The organism is cf. Phormidesmis sp. LEGE 11477 (genome assembly GCF_015207105.1).
In the GTDB taxonomy this organism is placed as follows: domain Bacteria; phylum Cyanobacteriota; class Cyanobacteriia; order Phormidesmidales; family Phormidesmidaceae; genus Phormidesmis.
Genome location: NZ_JADEXO010000006.1, coordinates 37,572 through 59,803, shown reverse-complemented (window position 1 = coordinate 59,803; position 22,232 = coordinate 37,572). Strand labels below are relative to the sequence as shown.

At 52.2% G+C, this 22,232-nt stretch carries 18 protein-coding genes and 1 pseudogene; 13 read left to right on the top strand and 6 right to left on the bottom strand.

The window, feature by feature from the left end:
• Positions 1-237: 237 nt before the first annotated feature.
• Positions 238-1,827, bottom strand: a complete 1,590-nt coding sequence (gene ggt / locus IQ256_RS03360; RefSeq protein ID WP_193854142.1) for a gamma-glutamyltransferase — start codon at positions 1,825-1,827, stop codon at positions 238-240.
• Positions 1,828-2,089: 262 nt separating this feature from the next.
• On the opposite strand from ggt, the gene IQ256_RS03355 reads away from it, so the two are divergent.
• From IQ256_RS03355 to IQ256_RS03335, 5 genes are all read left to right on the top strand, one after another.
• Complete coding sequence (locus tag IQ256_RS03355) at positions 2,090-4,384, top strand: AAA-like domain-containing protein (RefSeq protein ID WP_193854141.1); 2,295 nt, start codon at positions 2,090-2,092, stop codon at positions 4,382-4,384.
• 1 nt (position 4,385) lies between these two features.
• Positions 4,386-4,703, top strand: coding sequence for a DUF433 domain-containing protein (locus IQ256_RS03350; protein ID WP_193854140.1), 318 nt, complete (start codon positions 4,386-4,388; stop codon positions 4,701-4,703).
• Between the two features lie 14 nt (positions 4,704-4,717).
• A complete protein-coding gene (locus IQ256_RS03345) occupies positions 4,718-5,047 on the top strand; it encodes a DUF5615 family PIN-like protein (protein WP_228024529.1) in 330 nt (109 codons plus the stop codon).
• Positions 5,048-5,119: 72 nt separating this feature from the next.
• Positions 5,120-8,779, top strand: a complete 3,660-nt coding sequence (locus tag IQ256_RS03340) for an AAA-like domain-containing protein (protein ID WP_193854138.1) — start codon at positions 5,120-5,122, stop codon at positions 8,777-8,779.
• 460 nt (positions 8,780-9,239) lie between these two features.
• Positions 9,240-9,437, top strand: a complete 198-nt coding sequence (locus tag IQ256_RS03335) for a hypothetical protein (protein ID WP_193854137.1) — start codon at positions 9,240-9,242, stop codon at positions 9,435-9,437.
• Between the two features lie 147 nt (positions 9,438-9,584).
• Here the strand turns inward: IQ256_RS03335 and IQ256_RS03330 are convergent.
• Positions 9,585-10,079 (bottom strand): annotated as a pseudogene (locus tag IQ256_RS03330) (solute carrier family 23 protein); the annotation flags it as partial.
• Between the two features lie 17 nt (positions 10,080-10,096).
• Positions 10,097-10,597, bottom strand: coding sequence for a DUF4188 domain-containing protein (locus IQ256_RS03325; protein WP_193854136.1), 501 nt, complete (start codon positions 10,595-10,597; stop codon positions 10,097-10,099).
• 403 nt (positions 10,598-11,000) lie between these two features.
• Between IQ256_RS03325 and IQ256_RS03320 the strand changes: the two genes are divergently transcribed.
• On the top strand, positions 11,001-11,885 hold the full coding sequence (locus IQ256_RS03320; RefSeq protein ID WP_193854135.1) for a ChaN family lipoprotein: 885 nt from the start codon (positions 11,001-11,003) through the stop codon (positions 11,883-11,885).
• Positions 11,886-11,982: 97 nt separating this feature from the next.
• On the opposite strand, the gene rlmN is transcribed toward IQ256_RS03320, so the two are convergent.
• Together rlmN and IQ256_RS03310 are read right to left on the bottom strand one after the other, a co-directional pair.
• Positions 11,983-13,113, bottom strand: coding sequence for a 23S rRNA (adenine(2503)-C(2))-methyltransferase RlmN (gene rlmN, locus IQ256_RS03315; RefSeq protein ID WP_228024528.1), 1,131 nt, complete (start codon positions 13,111-13,113; stop codon positions 11,983-11,985).
• Between the two features lie 18 nt (positions 13,114-13,131).
• Positions 13,132-13,926 carry an SPFH domain-containing protein gene (locus tag IQ256_RS03310; RefSeq protein ID WP_193854134.1) on the bottom strand — a complete coding sequence of 265 codons (795 nt, stop codon included), beginning with the start codon at positions 13,924-13,926 and terminating at the stop codon, positions 13,132-13,134.
• Between the two features lie 330 nt (positions 13,927-14,256).
• Here IQ256_RS03310 and IQ256_RS03305 point away from each other — a divergent pair, with 330 nt between their 5' ends.
• Positions 14,257-14,697, top strand: coding sequence for a hypothetical protein (locus tag IQ256_RS03305; RefSeq protein WP_193854133.1), 441 nt, complete (start codon positions 14,257-14,259; stop codon positions 14,695-14,697).
• A gap of 70 nt (positions 14,698-14,767) precedes the next feature.
• Here the strand turns inward: IQ256_RS03305 and IQ256_RS03300 are convergent, their stop codons facing one another.
• Entirely contained in the window at positions 14,768-16,471 is a 1,704-nt protein-coding gene (locus IQ256_RS03300; RefSeq protein ID WP_193854132.1) for an ATP-binding protein, read from the bottom strand.
• A gap of 190 nt (positions 16,472-16,661) precedes the next feature.
• On the opposite strand from IQ256_RS03300, the gene purN reads away from it, so the two are divergent.
• The 6 genes from purN to IQ256_RS03270 all read left to right on the top strand — a co-directional run bounded on the left by purN (position 16,662) and on the right by IQ256_RS03270 (position 22,086).
• Complete coding sequence (gene purN, locus IQ256_RS03295) at positions 16,662-17,327, top strand: phosphoribosylglycinamide formyltransferase (RefSeq protein WP_193854131.1); 666 nt, start codon at positions 16,662-16,664, stop codon at positions 17,325-17,327.
• A gap of 563 nt (positions 17,328-17,890) precedes the next feature.
• Entirely contained in the window at positions 17,891-18,169 is a 279-nt protein-coding gene (locus tag IQ256_RS03290) for a hypothetical protein (protein WP_193854130.1), read from the top strand.
• Between the two features lie 197 nt (positions 18,170-18,366).
• Entirely contained in the window at positions 18,367-19,035 is a 669-nt protein-coding gene (locus IQ256_RS03285) for a 1-acyl-sn-glycerol-3-phosphate acyltransferase (RefSeq protein WP_193854129.1), read from the top strand.
• 54 nt (positions 19,036-19,089) lie between these two features.
• Positions 19,090-19,911 carry an alpha/beta fold hydrolase gene (locus IQ256_RS03280; RefSeq protein WP_228024527.1) on the top strand — a complete coding sequence of 274 codons (822 nt, stop codon included), beginning with the start codon at positions 19,090-19,092 and terminating at the stop codon, positions 19,909-19,911.
• 146 nt (positions 19,912-20,057) lie between these two features.
• Positions 20,058-20,768: a photosystem II repair protein Psb32 gene (gene psb32 / locus IQ256_RS03275; protein ID WP_193854128.1), complete on the top strand. Its 711-nt coding sequence runs from the start codon at positions 20,058-20,060 to the stop codon at positions 20,766-20,768.
• 217 nt (positions 20,769-20,985) lie between these two features.
• Positions 20,986-22,086, top strand: coding sequence for an AI-2E family transporter (locus IQ256_RS03270; protein WP_193854127.1), 1,101 nt, complete (start codon positions 20,986-20,988; stop codon positions 22,084-22,086).
• The last annotated feature ends 146 nt before the right edge of the window (positions 22,087-22,232 follow it).

Genomic DNA, 22,232 nt, shown 5'->3' with positions numbered 1-22,232 from the left:
GAAGGCTATTACATTGCTACTTATGACCGAACTTTTAGAGCAGGCGATCGCACAAATAAAAAGCTTGGATGCTGAGAAGCAAGATGCGATCGCAACCCTAATCATAGAAGAAACTTAAGCATGAAGTAGAATGGGACGCTGCTGCTAACTCTCAGAATCTATTAGCGGACCTAGCAGCCGAGGCAATGGCCGAATACAACGCTAGTCATACTCACGCTTAAAATTATCTCGATTAGCTTATTCGTAGCCCAGCGCACAGCCGTCTTTGCGTGGATCAGACCCACCGACTAATCCGCCTGATTCGTCCATCCAGATTGCCTGTCCGCCGCCGTGAGGAAGAACGGCTGGCAAGACTTTATGGCCAAGTTGTTTGAGCTTATCCGTGACGGCAATGGGAACGCCTCGCTCTACGGCGCAGGTTTCGCCATCGTGGAAGACTCTAGGAAAGTCTAGCGCCGACTGTACGTCTAGGCGATAGTCCAGTAAGTTGGTGAGAAAGTGTGCGTGACCCGTCGGCTGATACTGCCCGCCCATGACGCCGAAGGGCATGACGGTACGGCCTGCTTTTTTTAACATGCCGGGGATGATGGTGTGGAGCGGGCGTTTGTGGGGCGCGATCGCATTCCGATGCCCTTCTTCTAAGACAAACCCTGCTCCCCGATTCTGCAACACTACTCCTGTCTTTGGACTCACCAGACCACTGCCAAACCCGTGAAAAACAGAATTGATAAAACTCACTGCGTTGCCATCTTCATCGACAACGCATAGACAAACCGTATCGGGATGGGTAGGGAAGTCTGATTCTTCTAGTGGTGGCATTACACTATCTATACTGATCTTTGCTCGTAACTCAGCGGCATACTCCTTTGACAGCAGCCAGTTTAGGGGAATATCGGACTGGGCTGGATCGGCTACGTAGCGATCGCGCACTCCATACGCCAACCTCGCCGCCTCACATTCCAAATGCAGCCGCTCAGCGCTCAGCGGCGCGTAGTCCGTCAGGCTGCATTCCGAGAGAATATTCAGCATAATCAGCGCGGTCAAACCCTGACCATTCGGTGGACACTCAAACACGTCATATCCCCGGTACTGCGTGGAAATCGGCGTGACGTACTCGGCCTGAGGAGCGGCAAAGTCTTCTAACGTATGCAGCCCACCCAAAGACTTCAGATAAGCAACAATATCTTCAGCCACTTCCCCCGTGTAAAAAGCGTCTCGGCCATGCTCAGCAATCAGTTGCAGCGTGCGACCTAATTCTGGCTGCTGATGGCGATCGCCTGCCTTTGGAGCCTCACCGTCTACCAACAGCATTCGCGTTGCGTTGTCCGTCACCTGTAGCTTTCTTTTTAGTGACGCCCAGTCATAGGCCACTCTCGGATGCACCGTGTAGCCCTCGGTTGCCAGCCGAATTGCAGGTGCGAGCAATTCAGCAAAGTCCATCTGGCCATAGTCACCATGCAGCTTACACCAGGCATCTACCGCACCAGGAACGGTGACAGAATGCGGGCTTTGCAAAGAGATTTGCTTCATGCCCTGATCTAGAAACCAGCTTAGTTCAGCAGCGGCTGGCGCTTTGCCTGATCCGTTGAGGGCGATAACTTGATCAGAATCAGCGGGGGCGTAGAGGACAAAGCAATCGCCGCCGATGCCTGTGGCTTGAGGTTCGACAACGCATAAGGCTGCTGAGGCTGCGATCGCCGCATCCACCGCATTTCCACCAGAGCGCAACACATCAATTGCCGTCAGTGTCGCCAGCGAATGAGAGGTTGCTGCCATTCCCTTTTGAGCGTAGGCAGGAGATCGACCAGGTAGTTGAAAATCTCGCATCAGAAATAGTGGCTAAAGCTTCAAACTATAGCAATTTGCGTTTAGCTCGCACTATGATTTTCACCAACTAGCCTTGAGCTTGTGGCGTGAGTCAGTTTGAGCCTGACTAGATTTTTATCAATCAAGCAGCTTTTTTGCCGAATGAAATTATGGCTATTTGCTTCGGGTGTCGTCAGCGGTTTTGGCTACCGTAAGGATTTGTGGTGGCGATCGCCCGCTCTGTCTAAATAGTGGTAGATAGTGGGTAGCGTGCGTGTAGCCAATGAATTCTCGCTTTCCAATTCGCAAAATCTTGATCTTGGCGGCTAATCCGCAGAGTACTTCTCGCCTGCGGCTAGATGAGGAGGTGCGGGGGATTCAGCGGAGTTTGCAACTGTCGCAGGAGCGCGATCGCTTTGCACTGACGTCGGAGTGGGCGGTACGCACTGAGGATTTGATGCAGCTATTGGTGTCGCACAGTCCTCATATTGTGCATTTTTTGGGTCATGGGACTGGTGAGCATGGCCTGGTGCTAGAAGATGGTCGGGGGCGATCGCAGCTAGTGCCGACGCGGGCGCTGTCGCGGCTGTTTCAACAGGTGACGAGCGTGGAGTGTGTGCTGCTCAATGCTTGCTATTCGGATACGCAGGCGCAGGCGATTAGTCAGTTCGTCTCTTGTGTGGTGGGGATGAATCAGCCGATTGGCGATCCGGCGGCGGTTTGCTTTGCAAGGGGATTCTATACGGCGCTAGGGGGTAGCCGGTCGTATGAGGCGGCCTATGAGATGGGGCGGACGGCGATTGAGCTAGAAGGAATTAGGGAGGGGGCGACGCCTGTTTTGCGGACGCGGGCAGGGCGAGTGGTGGATGATGGGCTTCGGCCCCGCTCAGCCCTCGGTGATAGGGAGCGGGGGCAGGACGCTGGCAGGGTTTTTATTAGCTATCGGGATGAGGGAGTGGATAAGGCGCTGGCGCAGACGCTTTATGAGGCGTTTGTGGCGGCAGGGTATGGCGCGTTTATGGCGGCGGCGAGTATTCAGCTAGGGGAGAAGTGGCGCGATCGCATTGCTACAGAGCTGCGCCAATGTGACTATTTTGTTTTGCTGCTGTCGCCTTTGTCGGCGACGAGTGAGATGGTGACGGAGGAGGTGAAGCAGGCTCGGTCGCTGCGAGATCGGCGAGCGGATGGCTATCCGATGATTTTGCCGATTCGGGTGCAGTTTCCACTAAGCGATCCGTTGAACTATGAGCTGCGGGGATATTTACAACAGATTCAGCAGCGGGAGTGGCACTCGGAGGCGGATACTGCGGCGCTGATCGAAGAACTGATGACGTTGATGGCTGAGCGGGCTGCGTCTGGAGAAAGACAGCAAAAGAAACAAGAGGAACAACAAGAAAAACAAAGAGAGAATCTGTCGGCGACGCAGCGAGATATTTGGATAGAGCGTGAGGATTTGCAGGCAGCGCAGTTGGCCTCGGAGGCATCTGTCGAACCGGGCGTAGGTCTGGTGGAGAGTGTGGATAGGCCACCTTTGCCTGTGGCGGAGCCGGAGCTACAGCGCGAGCCGGGCGGTGCGGTGCAGTTCAAGACGGGGCTGTACGTGGCGCGGCCACCGACTGAAACAGACTGCTTTGCGGAGATTGAGCAGCCGGGGGCGTTGATTCGGATCAAAGCGCCGAGGCAAATGGGCAAAACGTCGCTGATGGCACGGATATTAAGCCATGCGCGGGAGCAGGGCTATCAGACGGTGCCGATCAGCTTTCAGCGGGCGGATAGCCGATTGTTTAATGATTTGGATCTGTTGTTGAAGTGGTTTTGTTCGCAGGTGGGCAGGCGGCTGAAGAAGCTGAGCGATCTAGAAGATTATTGGGTGGGCTTTGGTAGCAAGGACAAGTGCAATGCTTATTTTGAGGAGTGTTTGCTAGAAGAATTGGATGTGCCGCTGGTGCTAGCTTTGGATGAGGTGGATATGGTGTTTCCGCATCCGGCGGTGGCAGATGATTTTTTTGCGCTGGTGCGCTCTTGGTACGAGTCGGCCCGGTATGGCGATTTTGGTAGCGAGCTGTGGGAAAAGCTACGGCTGGTGATGGTGCATTCTACTGAGGCGTATGTGCCGCTAAATATCAATCAGTCGCCGTTTAATGTGGGGACGAATATAGAGCTAGAAGAGTTTGATCTAGCGCAGGTACAAGATTTGGCGGGGCGCTATGAACTGAGCGCGATCGCGAGCTATGCAGAGGCACTGATGGCGCTGGTGGGCGGGCACCCGTATCTGATTCGTAAGGCGCTGTATCATCTGCGACGAGAGGATATGACGCTGAATGCGCTGGCGGAGATGGCAGCGACAGAGTCTGGTATATACAGCGATCATCTGCGGCGGCATCTGTATGTGCTGCGCGACTATCCGGTGCTGGCAGAGTCGTTTCGGCAGGTGGTGAGCAAAAGCAGGCCAATAGAGATTGATGCGGAGGCGTCGTTTAAGCTGGAGAGTATGGGGCTAGTGCGGCTGAGTGGGAATGAGGCGTCGCCGCGCTGTGAAGTATATCGAGAATATTTCCGCGATCATTTGGAGGGATGACATGACCTATCTAGCAACAGACTACAAGCACATTCAGCTTGATGATGGCAAAGTGCCCGTTATCGAAGGCAGCACTATGAAAGTGGTAGAGCTAATCGCCTCGCACTTTGCCTATGGCTGGAGTCCGGAAGAACTCCACTTTCAATACCCTCACATCGCCCTTGGCAAGATCTACTCAGCGCTGGCCTATTATTGGGATCATCAGGTGGCTCTAGATGAAGACATGAAACAGCGGCTAGAGAAAGTCAAAACTCTTCAGCATCAGTCGCCACACTCTCGTATTGTCCAGGGCCTTAGGGAACGAGGCGTCATTTCTTGAGCATACCCTTCTATATGGATGAGAATGTTTTTCGTCAAATTACGGTCGGGTTGCGTCTGCGCGGTGTCGATGTGCTGACAGTACAGGAAGACGAGCGTGCTGGAATGGCCGATTCACAGGTGATAGAGCGATCTACTGAGCTTCAAAGAGTTTTGTTTTCTATGGATGATGACCTATTAGTATTAGCGCATCAGAGGCAAAGGGAAGGCATCGCTTTCACAGGAGTTGTCTATACTCATCCTCAAAGTATGAGTATTGGTGATTGCGTTAAGGAATTAGAAATCATTGCCAAGGCAAGCACTTTGGAAGAGGCTATGAACCAAGTTCAATATTTACCGTTTTAGGTATCTGGACTACAGGATAGATAGAGAAAGCGCGGCAATCAGCAACAGAAGGTGAAGAAATAGCAGATGAGTATGACTCCAGCTTATCAATATGTGACAGGCGGGGCGCTGCGGCGGGATGCGCCGACCTATGTGACGCGGCAGGCGGATGCGGATCTGTATGCGGCGCTGAAGGCGGGGGAGTATGGCTATGTGTTTAATTCGCGGCAGATGGGAAAGTCGAGCCTGCGGGTGCAGGTGATGCAGCGGCTGCTAGCGGAGCAGGTGGCCTGTGGCGTCGTGGAGGTTTCTAGTATTGTCGGGGCGGGGATGAGCGCCGATGAGTGGTATCTGGGGGTAATTCGGCGGCTGAGTCGGAGTCTGGGGCTGCGGGTGAAGGTGCTGCCCTGGTGGCGGGAGCGGGATGGGCTATCGCCGATTCAGCGGTTTAGTGAGTTTGTTGAAGATGTGCTGTTGGCGACGATAGAGCGGCCAATTGTTGTTTTTATTGATGAGATTGACAGTCTGTTTCAGTTTGAGTTTAACGACGACTTTTTTGCGCTGATTCGCTCGTTTTATCAGGAGCGGGCCGAGCATGAGGACTATCGGCGGCTGAGCTTTGTGCTGCTGGGGGTGGCAACGCCAGGAGATTTGATCAGGGATAAGCAGCGGACGTCTTTTAATATTGGCGGGCGGCTGATTGATTTGAAGGGGTTTGAGCTGGCGGAGGTGAGGCCGCTGGCGGCGGGGCTAGCGCAGCAAGCAGAGAATCCGACGGCGGTGCTAAATGAGGTATTGGCATGGACGAAGGGGCAGCCGTTTTTGACGCAGCGGCTGTGTCAGCTGATTGCTGAGTCGAGCTTTTCGATTGTGGCAGGAAGTGAGCAGGCGCTGGTGGCACAGCTGGTGCAATCTCGGGTGATTGAGGATTGGGAAGCGCAGGATGTGTCGGTGCATTTGAAGACGATTCGCGATCGCCTGCTGGCCAATGAGGCTAGGTCGGGGCGGCTGCTGGGTCTGTATCAGCGGATATTACAGCGCGGAGAGGTGTCTGCGGAGGGCAGCGATGAACAGATCGAGCTGCGGCTGTCGGGTCTGATTCGAGAAGAGGCGGGCTGTCTGCGGGTGGCGAATCCGATCTACGCGGCGGTGTTCGATCAGGGGTGGGTGGATCAGGTGCTGCTGAAGCTGCGGCCCTATGGGGCAGCGATTGCCGCTTGGCTGGCGTCTGAGCAGACAGATAGCTCGCGGCTGTTGCAGGGGCAGGCGCTGAGAGATGCGCTGATATGGGCAAATGAGAGTCGAAGCCTAGACGATGAGGATCGGCTGTTTTTGTCAGCAAGTCAGGCAGTAGAACAAGCGGATACTCAGACGCAGCTAGAGGCAGAGGCGGAAGCGAACCGGATCTTGAGTGAGGCTAGGGCGCAGGCGGAGACGGAGCTGGCGCAGGCGGAGACGGAGCTAGCGGAGACGCAGGCGGAGACGGAGCAATTAGTCGTACAGGGTAGAAAAACCCGGAGAAAAACGACGCTGGTTGCCGGGATTGCGATTGTGGCAGCAACGCTGGCGACGCTGTGGGGCGGGCAACGGGGACTAGAGGCAAATTCTGCTCGGCAGGCAGCAAAAAGCGCTAGGGAAGCAACCGAGGCAGCGCAAGACGAAAAAGCAGAGATTGAGCTGGCAATGGACGATGCCGAGCAAGACTTGAAGCGGGCGGAGGGGGATGTCGGGACGGCTGAGAGAAAGCTGCAAACGGCTGATAAAAAGGCCATAGATGCAGAGCAAGCCGCCCAGGCAGCGCAGACGCAGGTACAAACCGCTCAGAGGCAGCTAGCCACTGTGAATGCTGAGAAACAGCAGGCGCAGGCGCAGGCGCAGGCAGCCACACAGGCAACTCGCACAGCAGAGCAGGCACAGCGAACAGCAGAAACACAGGCACAGCAGGCTGAGCAAACCCTGGCAGAAGCCGATGTAGCGCTAGCAACCGCTGAAACAGAGCAAATCAGAGTAACCGCTAGCCTAGAAAGAGCCAAAACCGGCTTAGAACTGGGACGAGAGAGCACTTTTGCCCTACGAAGATTTGAGCGTCAGCCCCTGAGCGGTCTGCACTTGGCAATGTTAGCAGGACAGCGGCTAAAAGCAGAAGAATCCGCCGATCTAAAAGATAAGTATCCTACCTACAGCCCGATAACGATATTAGACAGCATTTTGCGAAATATCCGAGAGCGCAATCAGCTTCCGGGCCATCAATCCTTAGTTAGAAACGCCAGCTTCAGCCCGGACGGCAGCCGCATTGTGACTGCCAGCGATGACAACACAGCGCGGGTATGGGATAGCCAGAGCGGCGAGCTCATTCAAGCGCTAGAAGGCCATCAATCCAGTGTCACAAACGCCAGCTTCAGCCCGGACGGTAGCCGCATTGTGACTGCCAGCGATGACAACACAGCGCGGGTATGGGATAGCCAGAGCGGTGAGCTCATTCAAGCGCTAGAAGGCCATCAATCCAGTGTCATAAACGCCAGCTTCAGCCCGGACGGCAGCCGCATCGTGACTGCCAGCGATGACAACACCGCGCGGGTGTGGGATAGCCAGAGCGGCGAGCCCATTCAAGCGCTAGAAGGCCATCGATCCAGGGTCACAAACGCCAGCTTCAGCCCCAACGGTCGCCGTATTGTGACTGCCAGCTTTGACAACACCGCGCGGGTGTGGGACAGCCAGAGCGGCGAGCCCATTCAAGCGCTAGAAGGCCATCAATCCAGGGTCACAAACGCCAGCTTCAGCCCGGACGGCAGCCGCATTGTGACTGCTAGCGCTGACAACACAGCGCGGGTGTGGGATAGCCAGAGCGGCGAGCTCATTCAAGCGCTAGAAGGCCATCAATCCAGAGTCATAAACGCCAGCTTCAGCCCGGACGGCAGCCGTATTGTGACTGCCAGCGATGACAACACAGCGCGGGTATGGGACAGCCAGAGGGGTGAGCAAATCCAAGCGCTAGAAGGCCATCAATCCAGGGTCAGAAACGCCAGCTTCAGCCCGGACGGCAGCCGTATTGTGACTGCCAGCTTTGACAACACAGCGCGGGTATGGGATAGCCAGAGCGGTGAGCAAATCCAAGCGCTAGAAGGCCATCAATCCTTAGTCACAAACGCCAGCTTCAGCCCGGACGGCAGCCGTATTGTGACTGCCAGCGATGACAACACAGCGCGGGTATGGGATAGCCAGAGCGGCGAGCTCATTCAAGCGCTAGAAGGCCATCAATCCTTAGTCATAAACGCCAGCTTCAGCCCGGACGGTAGCCGTATTGTGACTGCCAGCGATGACAATACAGCGCGGGTGTGGGATAGCCAGAGCGGCGAGCAAATCCAAGCACTAGAAGGCCATCAATCCAGGGTCACAAACGCCAGCTTCAGCCCGGACGGCAGCCGTATTGTGACTGCCAGCGATGACAACACCGCGCGGGTGTGGGATGTTGTTTCCGATTTGGATGGGCTGCTGGCTGCTGGCTGCGACTATCTGACGCCTTACTTCACTAACCATCCTGAAGAGCTGGCAGCATTGACCATCTGCCATACGCCAGCGCGTAAGCTGACTGCCGCGCCTGCCTATGTACGCCAGGGCGATGTCTTGGCAGGACGAGGCGAAATTGATGAGGCGATCGCACGCTACCAAGCAGCCCTAGACTGGAACTACAGCCCAGCATTCGACCCAACCCAGCGAGCTAACGAGCAGTCTGCGGCTGAAAACCAAAGATAGACCCACGGCGCTCCAAAGTGACAAAGAGGCGATGAAGACAACCGCCTGACGACATCTCAAAATCAGCTTATTCTCAATCACTAGAGTGATGATGCCAAATCACGCTCTAACCACAGAACTCAATATTGCCTAAAGCGACATCGGCAGGTGTACCATCACCGTACCGACGGCTAACCCAGAGGATTGACGGAGAATTCAGTGGGCTAAGGATAAATGGCTGCATCGGCTAGAGGTGATCAGCATATGCAGTATTTTTTCCTTACTTTGACGCTAAGTAACGTCAGTTCGGGATAAGAATAGCGACGAAAAAGGATAGGTAACTTCTCGCGGCGAAGAAGTTGCTCAATATTTCTTGCATCTGATCTTCTCATGGAAAGGATGCGGTTTGGTTTTGGTATATTTCGCTACGCTTTCTTAAAATGAAGATGTTCAAAGAAAAACTATAGAGGGTGTAAATCATATGAAATTTGCTGCGATCGCTAATTCTCTCCAAGAGCGAACCAACTTCACTCATTTGCTGCGTCTCTCTACAGCGCTTGAGAGTGCCTATGGCGCTGGTGTGATGACAGCTAACTCCAAGCAGAAAGCTAAAGCCGATGAGGGCTGGACGACCACGCAACTGTTGGCACTGTCCAATTCAAAGAATCTTTTCAGCTAGCCGCTGCGGTCAGCCCTATTCCTGAGCGATACATTATGCTCGCAGGATTGAATCAACGAAGAAGAGAGATCTGTCACTACGAGCAGATCTCTCTTTTTGTTAGCTCGGTTTTGATAGGGCTGCGATCGCAAGAAAGCTTCCCAAAACCTACTCTACCCTAGACAGCGCTGGGGCTTCGCTCTCTATGATCTGAGCATTAGCAGGCAGGCGATCTTCTTCAGACTTAGGTAAGACCAGATTTAGAACGAGCGCGCAGATATACCCGACTGAGATACCCGACGATAAGACAGTCTGAACCTGGTCAGGAAATCCAGCTAGACCTTCTGGAACAAAGGTTACGCCTAAGCCTGTTGCTAAGGATGCACCCACTATCACCAGCGCCCGGTTAGTCATATTAATCTCTCGCAAAATGTGGAACCCGGCAACTGCAACAGTGCCAAACATCAACATAATGGCGGCTCCAAAGACCGGTGCTGGAATGGCCGTAAGCATGCCTCCGATAATCGGAAAGAAGCCTAGAAAAGCGAGAATACCCGCCACGTAAAACTCAATGTATCGACTGCCGACACCTGTAAGCTGAATGATGCCGTTGTTTTGAGACAGCGTCACGGTTGGTAGCGTACTACAGCAAGACGCTAAGAACGAATTGCAGCCATCTCCTAATAGGCCGCTCTTTGGTCGGAAATTGCCATTCTTTGGGCGGCGCTGCGAGTCTTTTCAGAGATTGAAATATGCTCTGTGGCTGCGGCGAGTCCATGAGCCGGCATGTTGGCGTAGATGCATTCACAGTTGGCGGGATCGATTTTGTAGGTCTCGTGCCAAATGCCAACGCTGCCGTCGTCGCCCACCTCTTTTCTGAACTTTTGCCAAGCTTGCCAGTGCGGATCGTCATCGCTCCGGGCAAAGCGCGTCAAATCTTCAAAAGAGCGCCAGTACGTAACCATGCAGGTCTCCAGCGGCCATACCCGAAAGAATGGCCTAGCACCCAGCAGCCCTTTGTCTGGATGTTTGATGAGGGTCGCTAGCATTGGCCCCATCGCCGCTGCAACAGAAAACCATTTCTTGATCGCCCAAAAGCGATTGACTCTCATCCCAATGAGAAAGACGACACAGGGCTCGGAGACGTTTGCTGTGTAGCGACCGGGAAAGATGTTGTCCATAGTTACCTATCCTTGTTTGATTGCTCAGTTTTTCTAACTGTTTAGTTTTGACTTGGGCCTGGGTTCTAGAGAGTCACTTTAAGCTAGATCAGGGTAGAAACCGGGTAGATTTGCGGTGTGAACTGTAGAAGAGCCCGTTAGATTAGTTGCTAAGTTTTTAGCGCCGATACGTGCAATTCCTATCGAAGTCACATACTACGCCCAGTTGCTTGATATAGGATGTATGCACTTTTTATAAAGTACATGTAGTTCCAGAAAATTGTTCTTTGCAGCAGTTCGCTTATAGCCTTCTATGTCATCTGTATCAAGACCATCTGTATCAAGGGATTCCACGTCAAAGAATTCCACGTTTTCTACTTTCTCTGCGCGCTGGTCTGCTAAAGCCTGTGCGCGGTTAGGGCTGATGCTGGCAGCTTTATCTTTAGCCTCTATTAACGGGCAGAGCGCTATTGCTCTAGAAAGTGGAATTGAAGACAATGCTTCACTGCTTTCAAAAGAAAAGGCAGGAGAGGCGATCGCACAAAACGCAACGAGCACTAAGGCTGAGGCCGCTAATGCTGGCGTGCTGGACGCGATCGCAGCTTCCCAAGTCATCTATCTAGCAGAAACTCACGACAGTAGAGCCGACCATATTGCTCAGCTTGATATCATCAAGGCGCTAGATGAAACGAATGAACTCGCCATCGGCCTAGAGATGTTCCAGCGACCTTTTCAGTCCGTTCTAGACGATTACCTCGCTGGCATCATTTCTGAAGCAGACCTAGTGAAGCAGAGTGAATACGAGACTCGCTGGGGCTTTGATTGGGAGTTCTATGCGCCGATTATTCGCTATGCCAAGGACAATCAAATCCCGGTAATTGCACTAAATGCACCGACAGAAGCCACCCGGCAAGTTGCCCGCGAAGGGCTAGAAAGCTTGGAGGGAGATCTGCTGAAGTATGTCCCACCAGTGGCTGAGATCGACACCACAGACGAGGCGTATCGAGCTTCTGTAGCCCGCGTTTTTGGCGCACATGGCCATGGCAGCAGCCTTAGCTTTGAAAACTTTTTTGCAGCGCAGGTGCTGTGGGACGAAACAATGGCTGAGAGCGTCGTCAGGCAGCTAGAGAAGGAGCCTGAGCGGCAGATAGTCGTCCTGTCGGGGGAAGGTCATATTGCTTTTGACTACGGCATTCCTAGCCGCGTAGAGCGTCGCCTGCCTGATATCGATCAGGCTAGCGTTCGACTGAGTACGGTTGATCAACCGATAACGCCTAACTTTACTGATTTCGTTTGGATCACGCCGTAGACCAAGCGCTGTAGATCAAAGCGTGAGATTCGACCTTCGACTTCGCTCCGTCCACGGGAGTGCAAGCAGCTCGCGGCGTTCAAGCAACCTGTGAAAACTAGCTCTTAGGTTGAATAGCTTCGGCGGCTTTTGATGCCCGCAGTTGACCACAGGCGGCGTCTTTTTCTAATCCACGAGAATAGCGAACGCTCACGGCAATGCCTTTGTCTTTGAGCTGCTGGGTGAAGCCTTCGACCCTGGCTCTGCTGGGGCGCTGGTAGTCTACTTCGCTGATGGGGTTATACGGAATTAGGTTGACGTGGCTTTGAAAGCCGCGCAATTCATTGGCAAGTTCTGCGGCATGTTCGGGTCGATCGTTGAGGTCGGCTAGCAAGATATATTCAAACGTGACTCGGCGACCTGTCATCTTGACATAGTCTCGGCACTCGTCTAGCAGTGTGGATAGTGGGTATTTCTCAGCGCTGGGAATTAGCTGAGTTCGCAGAACTTGATTGCTGGCGTGCAGGCTTACTGCTAGGGTGATCTGCATTTGCTGCTCGGCCAGTCTGCGAATATGACCCGGAATGCCGACGGTCGAGACGGTGATCATCCGCTGGCCAATGCCGATATCTTGATTGAGCGATCGCACCGCCCCCACCACCGCCTCTGTATTCAGCAGCGGCTCACCCATGCCCATAAAGACAATGTTGCTTACCCGCCGCTGAAAGTCTGCTTGAACCGTCAGCACCTGATCGACAATCTCGTAGGTTTCTAGGTTGCGCGTAAAGCCGCCTTTGCCCGTCGCGCAGAAGTCACAGCCCATTGGGCAGCCGATCTGCGAGGAGACACAGACCGTGAGGCGCTTATCCGAAGGAATGCCGACCGCTTCTATAATCAGGCCGTCTTTGAGCCTAAGTAAATATTTGACGGTGCCATCAGGTGATTCGGATCGGTGATGGATATGCGATCGCCCCACCGGAAAATCCTTTACCTCGGCTCGCCATTTCTTGGAAAAGACAGTCACCTCATCTAAGGAGCGAATGCCCTTTTGATAGATCCACTGATGCAACTGCTTGCCCCGGTAAGCAGGCTGACCGCACTGCACTACCCACTCAGTCAAAGATTCGACAGAACGCCCTAGCAGAGGGACTAATGCTATTTCTTTGACCGCTATCTCTCCAGAAGAGAATTCATCGGCTGGCGGATCAAATTTTGAATCCAGTAACGGCTCCGTCATCGCTGCTGTCATCGCGCTCCTGTCGTGATCTTATTCTTTGTTAGCTCTACTAATATCGCCGTCATTCATCAGATCGACGAGTCCTTCTGTCAGTGCCTTGGGGTCCATGAACAGGACTTTGGAGTTGTCGCTTTCGCCGATCTTTTGATTAGCCGCGACATAGCGCTGAGCCAGCAGGTAGTGCAGGACTTCTTTGCCGTTTCCTGTCGCTGCGATCGCCTCAGAAAGCAGGCGCATTGACTCGACATCTGCCTGCGCTTCCGAAATCTTGGCATTCTTCTCGTAGATCGCCGCCCGCTCTTTTTGCATCGCATCTAGTACGTTCTGCGGCGGGTCTAGCTTTTGAATCTCAACCCGGTTTACTTTTAGCCCCCAGGGCTCAGTCGCCTGGTCTAGCTCCTTTAGCAAAGCGCGGTTGATCTCATCGCGCGAAGAGAACAGGCTTTGAAAATCCATCTTGCCGACCTCAGAGCGCAGCGTTGTAATCACTAGCTCCTGCATCGCAAACTCAACGTCCTCAACGGCATAGTAGGTTCGCTCTAGATCGTAGATTCGCCAGTAGATGATAGCATCCACTTCTAGGTTAACGCTGTCTTTGGTGATAGCCCTTTGCGGCTTAATATCTAGCGTCTGCTCTCGCAAAGAATCTTCTAGCACCACCGATTCTACCAGCGGCACAATCATATTCACTCCTGGTTCGAGCCGGCGACTGTATTTGCCCAATCGCTCTACTAGGGCAGCATTACCTTCTTTGATAATTCGCACTGAGCCGACGGTGTATCCAGCAATCAAAAAAGAAAGAATGGCCAGAATTGACGAAACCATGAGTGGAAACTCTACAAGTGTGCTCTCTAGCTGTGTGTTCTCTAGTTAACACGTTTGACTCAAAAAGTATATCCCTATCGCTTGAAAATGTGAGCTTTCTCCCTAAACGATCCTCTGGTGCAGGCTACTCGCAGTGCGGTCGAAATTAGTCAGCAAGAAGCGGGCATAGTAAGCCTATATAGCTTTGGCTACTTAGCTCTGTACATTTCTAGAGTGTGAAACCGTTGATACATACCGTTGATACATATAGAGCTAAGTAGCAGCCGTCGTTCGGATGCATCTGAACGACGGCTATAGCTTAAGAAAGTCAGCATTCTCATCTGAAAAATCATGAGTCTTCCCGCCGTTGCTCACAAAGCCTTTACGCTCGGCATTTCAATCAGCACCCCGGTGAATGTCCTTTGGGCAACAGTCGGTGTATCTATAGGGGCAGCCAGTTGGTTGAGCATTGCGCCTACTGCTCTAGCTCAGGTCAATACCGCCGATTACGTTTGCTATCTTCACGGCTCAGACGGTCGGCACTATGATCTTAGCGCGCTTTGTGGTGCCTCTGATACCCAGGCTGGCGAAGCTGAACAAGCGGCTTTAGAGGAAGCAGCCCTAGAGCCAGATCCTGAAACGGATATCGATGAAGCTAATGGCGAAGTGACCGATGCCGCCCCTGGTATTGCCGATACCGATCAGTTCAGCAGTCCGCTGTCGGCAGAAGAAGTCCTACGCACTATCGACGATGCTACTCGCCTGCTGAACGCCCCTAATTCTACTAATTGATAGCTCTGCGTATAGCGATCGCAAGATTCTCAATCTGCTCGGCGACTATTCTCCAAGCGCTTTCTCGAAGTTAAGCGGCTGAATGTAGCAAAGGTAGCTCAACGATGAAGGTGGTCTGATTCATACCGCTATCGACGGTAATCGTGCCCTCTAGATGTTCTACTAGCTTTTCGATTAGGGCTAATCCGAGTCCTGTGCCCCCCTGCTTCCAAGGATCAGCGCTAGGAACTCGATAAAACTTGTCAAAAATGCGATCGCGCTCTTCTTCAGCTATTTCTACCCCTGTGTTCGCTACCCGAATTTTCATCGAATGGGGCCCGCTTGCTATATCAACCAAAATGGAATGCCCAGGCGGCGTGTACTTACAGGCGTTGTTGATTAGCTCTGTCATAATTCGCTCAAGGCTAGCGAGATCGGAAGTCAGTTCAGGTGACTTTTCATCAATCTGCAGCGTTAGCTCCTGCTGCCGGTTAGCTGCTCTAGGCTTGAAGCTGTTGACCAGACCCGGTAGCCAAGCAGAGATGTTAATCGGCTGGATCATCATGGGATGATTGCCCACATCTAGACGCTGCAGATCGAGCAAATCGTTAATTAGACTAATTTCACGTTCGCATTCTTCGTTCAAAACGCTGTAATAGCGAGCTAATCCTCTTTGTGCCTGCGGTTTTTTCAGCGCCTCTTGGTCAATGCCATATTCCTGCTGCAAGGTGATACCCAGCATCTGGATGGCAACTTTCATACTGGTCACGGGCGTACGCAGCTCGTGAGAAACGGTGCTTAAAAAGTCGTCTTTTAGCGTATTGACATGCTCTAGCTCGCGGACTTGAGATTGCGATTCTTGGTAGAGCCGAGCCTGGCGAATGGCGATTCCACACTGGTTAGTCACTTGCTGCACCAGCCGAATTTCTGATTCAGAGAACCATCTGCCCTGATCGTTAATTAGCCACAGATCGCCTAGCACTACCCTATCGTCCTCGATGGGTGCGGCAAACATAGACACTCGCCCCCGCTCTGGATTAGGAAAGATCGAGCAAAACTGTAGATACTGCCCTGCTAGTAAGAGCTGATAGACCTCGGGGTAAGCCTCTAGAGAAGATACTCGACCGCGCATAGGAGCTAGCCCTGCCGCGCATTCGTGCAAGACAGTCGAGGTGCCCTGCTCTAAATCGTAAAGTGCGGTGTTGGCAGCTTTGGCATTGAGGACTTCTACTAGCTCATTAACCGCTGTTTGTAGAATCTGCTGCTCGTCTAGGCTTTCTCTAACGCGGTCGGTAATTCGCTTTAGCGTAGATTCTAGCTGTTGGGCCTTGTGCAGCTCGGCTCGATTTGACGCTAGCCGCCGATGGAGAACACTGTTTTCCTCACGGGCGCAGGCTAGTGCCGTCATATTCTGTAGCGTATTAACTAGGGTGACAGCAGCTTTGTTCGTACTGTTTGTACCTTCGTTCGAGTCATCTATATTAAACAGTCGCCGATGTCCTACGAACTGCTGGATGCCGCTGGCCGTTTCAAACAGCAGCGGGGCGTCGCTTTGTCGAGCGCTGTCCAAAAAAAACTGGTCTTGCTGAGCGAGCTGTCTTGCTAGCTGCTGGGGTAGAAAGTCGGCTTCGCTGCGACCGATCATGGCATCAATGGGTAGACCCACAAGCGCCGCGCCAGCCTCATTGACATAGATCCATTGATGTTCAGCCGTCTTTACATAGACGGGCTGGGCGATCGCATCTAACATCTGCCAGATAGTGGTCGATTCAGATGGACTAGTTGATAAGCTCATTACGCAATTCGACCGATGCCGAGTACTGATAAGATGCCTGGTTGAACCCTCAAAATATAGATCATTCTTGATTGGTTAAAGCCTTGCCAAAGCATATTTCAGTGTAATCACGTGCAATTCTACTAACCCAATCACACAAGACCACTACATGGCCACTATCGTTTTATATAGCCTCTGCTACCTTTAAGCTATGCCGCCTCTTCAGCCATCAATCCCAGCCTCTGCTCGGGCGCTGGTCTCTCCCGAAACGAGCGCGCTTACTGCTGCCCCCTCACCGATTAGACTGGGCATTATGGCCTCTGGCAGCGGTAGCAACTTTGAGGCAATTGCTGCTGCGATCGCCGCTGGTACGCTCAATGCCACTATCGAAGTCGTCATCTACAACAATCCAAACGCTAAGGCCCCTAAAAGGGCTCAGCGTTTGGGTATTCCAGCTAAGCTGCTCGACCATCGTACCTTCGATAGTAGAGAGCAGTTAGATGAAGCTATTATCAGTACTTTTGGCCAGTTCAATGTGAGCTGGATCATTATGGCCGGCTGGATGCGCCGGGTCACGCAGCGCCTGATCTCTGCTTTCCCAGGGCAGATTTTGAATATTCACCCTAGCTTGCTGCCTAGCTTTCCAGGGACTCGTGCGGTAGAACAAGCGCTTCGAGCCAAAGTCAAGATCACAGGCTGTAGCGTTCACCACGTGGAGTTAGTCGTCGATAGCGGACCGATCATTATGCAGGCGGCGGTGCCCGTCTTGGCTGATGACAGTGTCGAAACGCTGCAGGCCCGAATTCAGGTGCAAGAACATTTGATCTTCCCGCGCGCGATCGCCCTTGCCACTGGGCAGTCTAGCGAATCAATCTAGAAGCCGTCTAGAAGCCGTCTTGAAGCTGAAATAATCTATACAAACAGCTTTAGTTCCGTAGGTTTAGTCCTGTAGCTTAGTTCTGTAGATCTCGATAGCTTGAGCGGATTGTTCGATGACGCGCTAGAGTTTGCTATTGCTAACAGTATTTATTCATCTCTACTTGCACAAGTTTGAGTGAATTACCTATTCAGTTTGTGTTGGTTTGAGTTGATAATTAAGCTGCCTTTAAAGATTTATGTCGCAATTAGCAAATGCCGTTGACTCAAATGAAAAGCTGGCCTGAAATGGGGGAAAAGCTTTTAACTGCTATTACGGATAGCGTACTCGTTGCAACATCTCTAGATCAATACTTTTACGGATTAAGGTAACGCCCGAAATTCCAAACTCGTAAAGCGAAATAGTTTCTTAAACGGATTGGATTACTAAAAATAACTGCTATATTTTATAGATACGTAAAAACGCTTAAGTACCGTCTGATGTCAATCTACAAAAGTTGTTTTGTCCGGGTTAAAACTCTATTCAAAGAAGATAGATACGTAAGCGATTGAAGGTCAAAATTCATGTTTAAGTCATTGGGTCTTGAGCAGTCGAGCTCTAGCATCAGCGAGGAAGCCCTCGAACTATTGGTTCGCACAGCAATAACCCACAGGGAACTATCTCCTGGTGTCGCTGCTCAGATTGATCGGTATCGAAGCGGTCAGCTCACCTGCCGAGAGCGTCGGCTGCTCGCTATCTTGGATGATGCGATCGCAGGTGGCCATGTGGTTCCAGTTGATCTGCCAGTCGAGCTTTCTGCAGCGGCAATCTCATCCCGTAGACTGCTCTATAGCGCGATCTAGTTCACCCCTTTCGGCGATGCTTTGATGTTGAAGTTGTATAGGATAAGAGGCTAGTGGGCCAAGTAAGACCCCTCTAGCCTTTTTCTTTGGCTGATCTTACATTTCCGCTAGCCTTTTTCTTTGACCACCTCTCTAGTGCGCTCTGTACAATACCTTTGACTAACCCCCTTGAACTTTCCAGATGGATGCTCTTCTCTATGGGTATCCGTATCCATGTCCATCAGCTCGCACCCTTGCCGCGATCGCCTTTTTTGGTAATTTCTAACCATCGTAGTTTTTTAGATACGCCGCTACTGATGACGGCAACGGCTCAGCCGATTCACTTCGCCTGCCATCACTACATGTCTCAGGTGCCGGTGATGAGCGATATTGTCGATGCGCTCGGCTGTTTTCCACTCGATGGACCGAAGCAGCGCGGGCGAACATTTTTTAAGCAGGCGACTAGTTTCTTGCGATCGCAGCAGTCCATTGGCGTCTTTCCCGAAGGCACCCATCCCATGGTTGAAATTCCCTCTCCCGATCAGGTCAACGACTTTCATCGAGGCTTCGCTCACCTCGCTCTGCGTGCCCCTGTCGACAACCTCCAAATTGTGCCTACTGCTATCATCGCGCTCAAAGAGAAGCAGCAAGACACAATTCCCTTTCGGCTGCTTGGCTGGTTTGATCCTAGCGAGCCATTATTCCAGCAGGCAGGACGCCATCCGGCTGTAATCTATCGAGAAGTCGCAATCGTGATTGGTAGCCCGATCTCAATAGCAGATCTACAGGAACACTATCATGGCAAACAGGCCGCGCAAGTTGCCGCTATGCTAACCGACACCTGTCGAGATAAGGTTCAAACACTACTTAAAACAGGTAGCGCTTAAAATAGGCAGCTAGCCGGGCAAGCTCAGGTTTCATCCCTGACTAGGCGAGGAAGATTGGACACCGTCAAGCTAATAAAACCGAATACGGACCCTGTTACAAAGCCTGGCCGGGCGCTTTTGCGTCCTCTCTTTATCTATTTACCGGGAATGGATGGTACCGGCAAGCTGTTTCGTGCTCAGGCTAACAAGCTATCACGCTGGTTCGATTTGCGCTGTCTATCGCTGCCACCTCAGGAGCGGGCTGATTGGCCGACGCTGACCCATCAAGTCAGCGTGCTGATCGATCAAGAGCTAGGGAAAGATCTCGCCCCTTCAGGCCGCAGACGAGGGGTTTATTTGTGTGGGGAATCTTTCGGCGGCTGCTTAGCAATGCAAGTACTAACCCACTCACCTTATCTATTTGAAAAAGCGATCTTAATTAATCCAGCCTCTTCTTTTAGGCGATTGCCTTGGATGCAGCTAGGCGCATTAATTACCCATCGGATGCCCAGTTTGGTCTATCGCTATGGCGCGCAAGGGATCATTCCTTTTTTGATAGAGCCCTTTCGAGTAGAGAAAAGCGATCGCACTGCCCTGATTGAGGCAATGGGTTCAGTTCCTGCTAAAACCGCCGCGTGGCGCATGGATCTGCTAGGCAAATTCGATATAGAGCGGCTGCCGCTAGAACGGATGACGCATCCTGTTTTAGTGATTGCTGGTGGAAACGATCGGCTGCTACCTTCTAAGCGCGAAGCCGATAGCCTAGTAGCACGGTTTCCTAACGCCAAGAAGACGCTGCTACCCGAGAGCGGTCACGCCTGTTTGATCGAGAGCAAAACCGATTTGGCGGAGATTCTGCGGGTACAGAAATTTTTGCCTGATACCCTCTCTGCCTGATGCCATTTTCTGGGTATCACCATCGGATTAGGCCAGCGAGTTTTGAAATGGATATTGGGTATGCCAACATTCTCTATGCCAATTTCCTCTATCATTTATAAACTATAGAAACAACAAAAAAGATTAAGAAACTCCCCCATATACCCATGTCTAGACGACTTCTTGGCTGGTTCCGTCAGCTCGTTTGCCTTAGCGCGATCGCCTTTTTCACTCTGCAGCTATGCAGCGCTCCTGCCTTGGCTACGAGCTTATACAGCATGCCGCAAAGCCCCGATGGCAAATGGTTTATCGACGAAGCCTCTCAGGTTTCGCGGCTAAACGAAGGCAAGATTGAGAGCTCACTGGAGCAACTGGCTGAGGAAACGGGCAACGAGATTCGCTTTGTCACCATTCACCGGCTAGACTATGGCAAGACTATTCAGGATTTTGCCGATGAGCTAGCTGAGCGCTGGTTCCCTACTCCCGAAGCGCGTAGCAATCAGACGGTAATTGTCTTAGACGATGTCACTAACACTATTGGTATTAGCGTTGGCGATCGCACAGCTGAAACCATCGACCCAGAACTGGCGCAGAGCATCGTCGGCGAAACAATGAAGACACCTTTGCTCAAAGGTAACCAGTACAATCAATCCTTTTTAGGCGCAACCGATCGACTCGTCGCCGTGCTCTCCGGCGAGCCCGATCCAGGCCCCCCGGAAGCGTATGACGACACTGTTGACGTCGATCGAACCTACGCTACTGCTGAGGAAACGGAGGCAACTCGCGGATCTTCTACTACGGTTGTGATTGTTTTACTGATTGCAGCGACTGTGATTCCAATGGCAACTTACTACTGGTATATGTCGGTAGGCGGCTAGCAACAGACGGTGTAGGTATGTCTAGCAGGGTTACCTTAGCGCTACCCTAGGTAGATACCTTAGGCAGATGTTTTTCCTGAATAGAGTCACCTAGGAGAGAGGAGGCGCTTCGGATGATCCGCTATCCTGATTGAAGGTCAGTGCGCTGTTGCTTAGCGAAGTTGTACGGTGATAAGACTCTGCCGCAAGAAACCGCAAGATAGGGCATACGTTATTAATGGACTGGTTAAATCGACTGCCGCGCTGGATGGTCTGGGGCTTAGCCCTACCGATTTTGGCGCTAAATGGATGGGTAGCGCTACAGATTTTTGCCTATTTTCGGACCCAGTTCACGATCTTCTTGACAGCAACGCTGCTTTCTTTTGTGCTGAACTATCCTGTTCAGTGGCTATCACGGTTTCGACTACGGCGATCGCTTGCCATCTTGCTAGTGCTGCTAATTACTGTCTCTGTGTTAGGCGTGTTAGGCGTTATCCTAGTGCCGCCGCTGGTGGAGCAGCTCAACGAGCTGTCTGGCAGATTGCCTTCCTGGATAGACTCTAGTACGTCTCAGTTGGCTGCTTTCCAGAACTGGGCGGTCAGTCTGAATCTGCCAATCGATCTTTCCCGGCTATCAGCCCAGCTTCAAGCCAGAATCACGACCCAGGTTCAAACACTTAGTGCTGGAATTCTAGCGCTACTGCCAGATGCCATTAGTAGCGTGGTAGATCTAGGTCTGACGGTAGTGCTGACTTTTTATCTGTTGCTGCATGGTGAAAGGCTATGGGATGGGCTTTATCAGTGGCTACCAGACTCTTGGAATGCTAGGGCTCGACCTCTGATCAAGCAAAATTTTCAAAATTACTTTTTAGGACAGTTTACGGTTGCTCTACTGATGGGCACCGCGATGACGATCGCCTTTGTAGTGATTCAGGTGCCGTTCGGCCTGCTGTTTGGGATCGCGGTCGGCGTCATGGCGATTTTCCCTTTTGGCCCAGCGCTGAGCATTACGATTATTAGCTTCTTGACAGCGCTGAAGAGCATTTGGCTGGGGGTACGGGTGGTGACGGTGGCAGCGGTGATCGATCAGGTAGTGGAAAATGCGATCGCCCCGCAGCTGATCGGCGGCTTCGTGGGCCTCAATCCCGTCTGGATACTCGTCTCGCTACTGCTAGGCACCAAGATTGCCGGAGTTTTAGGGCTGATCGTTGCCGTGCCAGTTGCTAGCTCGATCAAGAGCATCTTTGAAGATCAAAAGATTCCGCCTTCGCCTTCACCTGATGCGATCGCCGAACCAGAAAGTCAGCCCTCCGACGGTTCCGCCCTGGCTTCTGCATAGATATCCCTCTAATTTTCAGAAGCTATGAGAATTTGCAGGACGACTCGCAAGAACTTTATAGGATAGGGGTTGCAGGCTGATTTAGAAGCCAATAGCTATTTGACCACTCGTAGCGGCATCTGACTATTCCTCAACTGGGTCAGCGT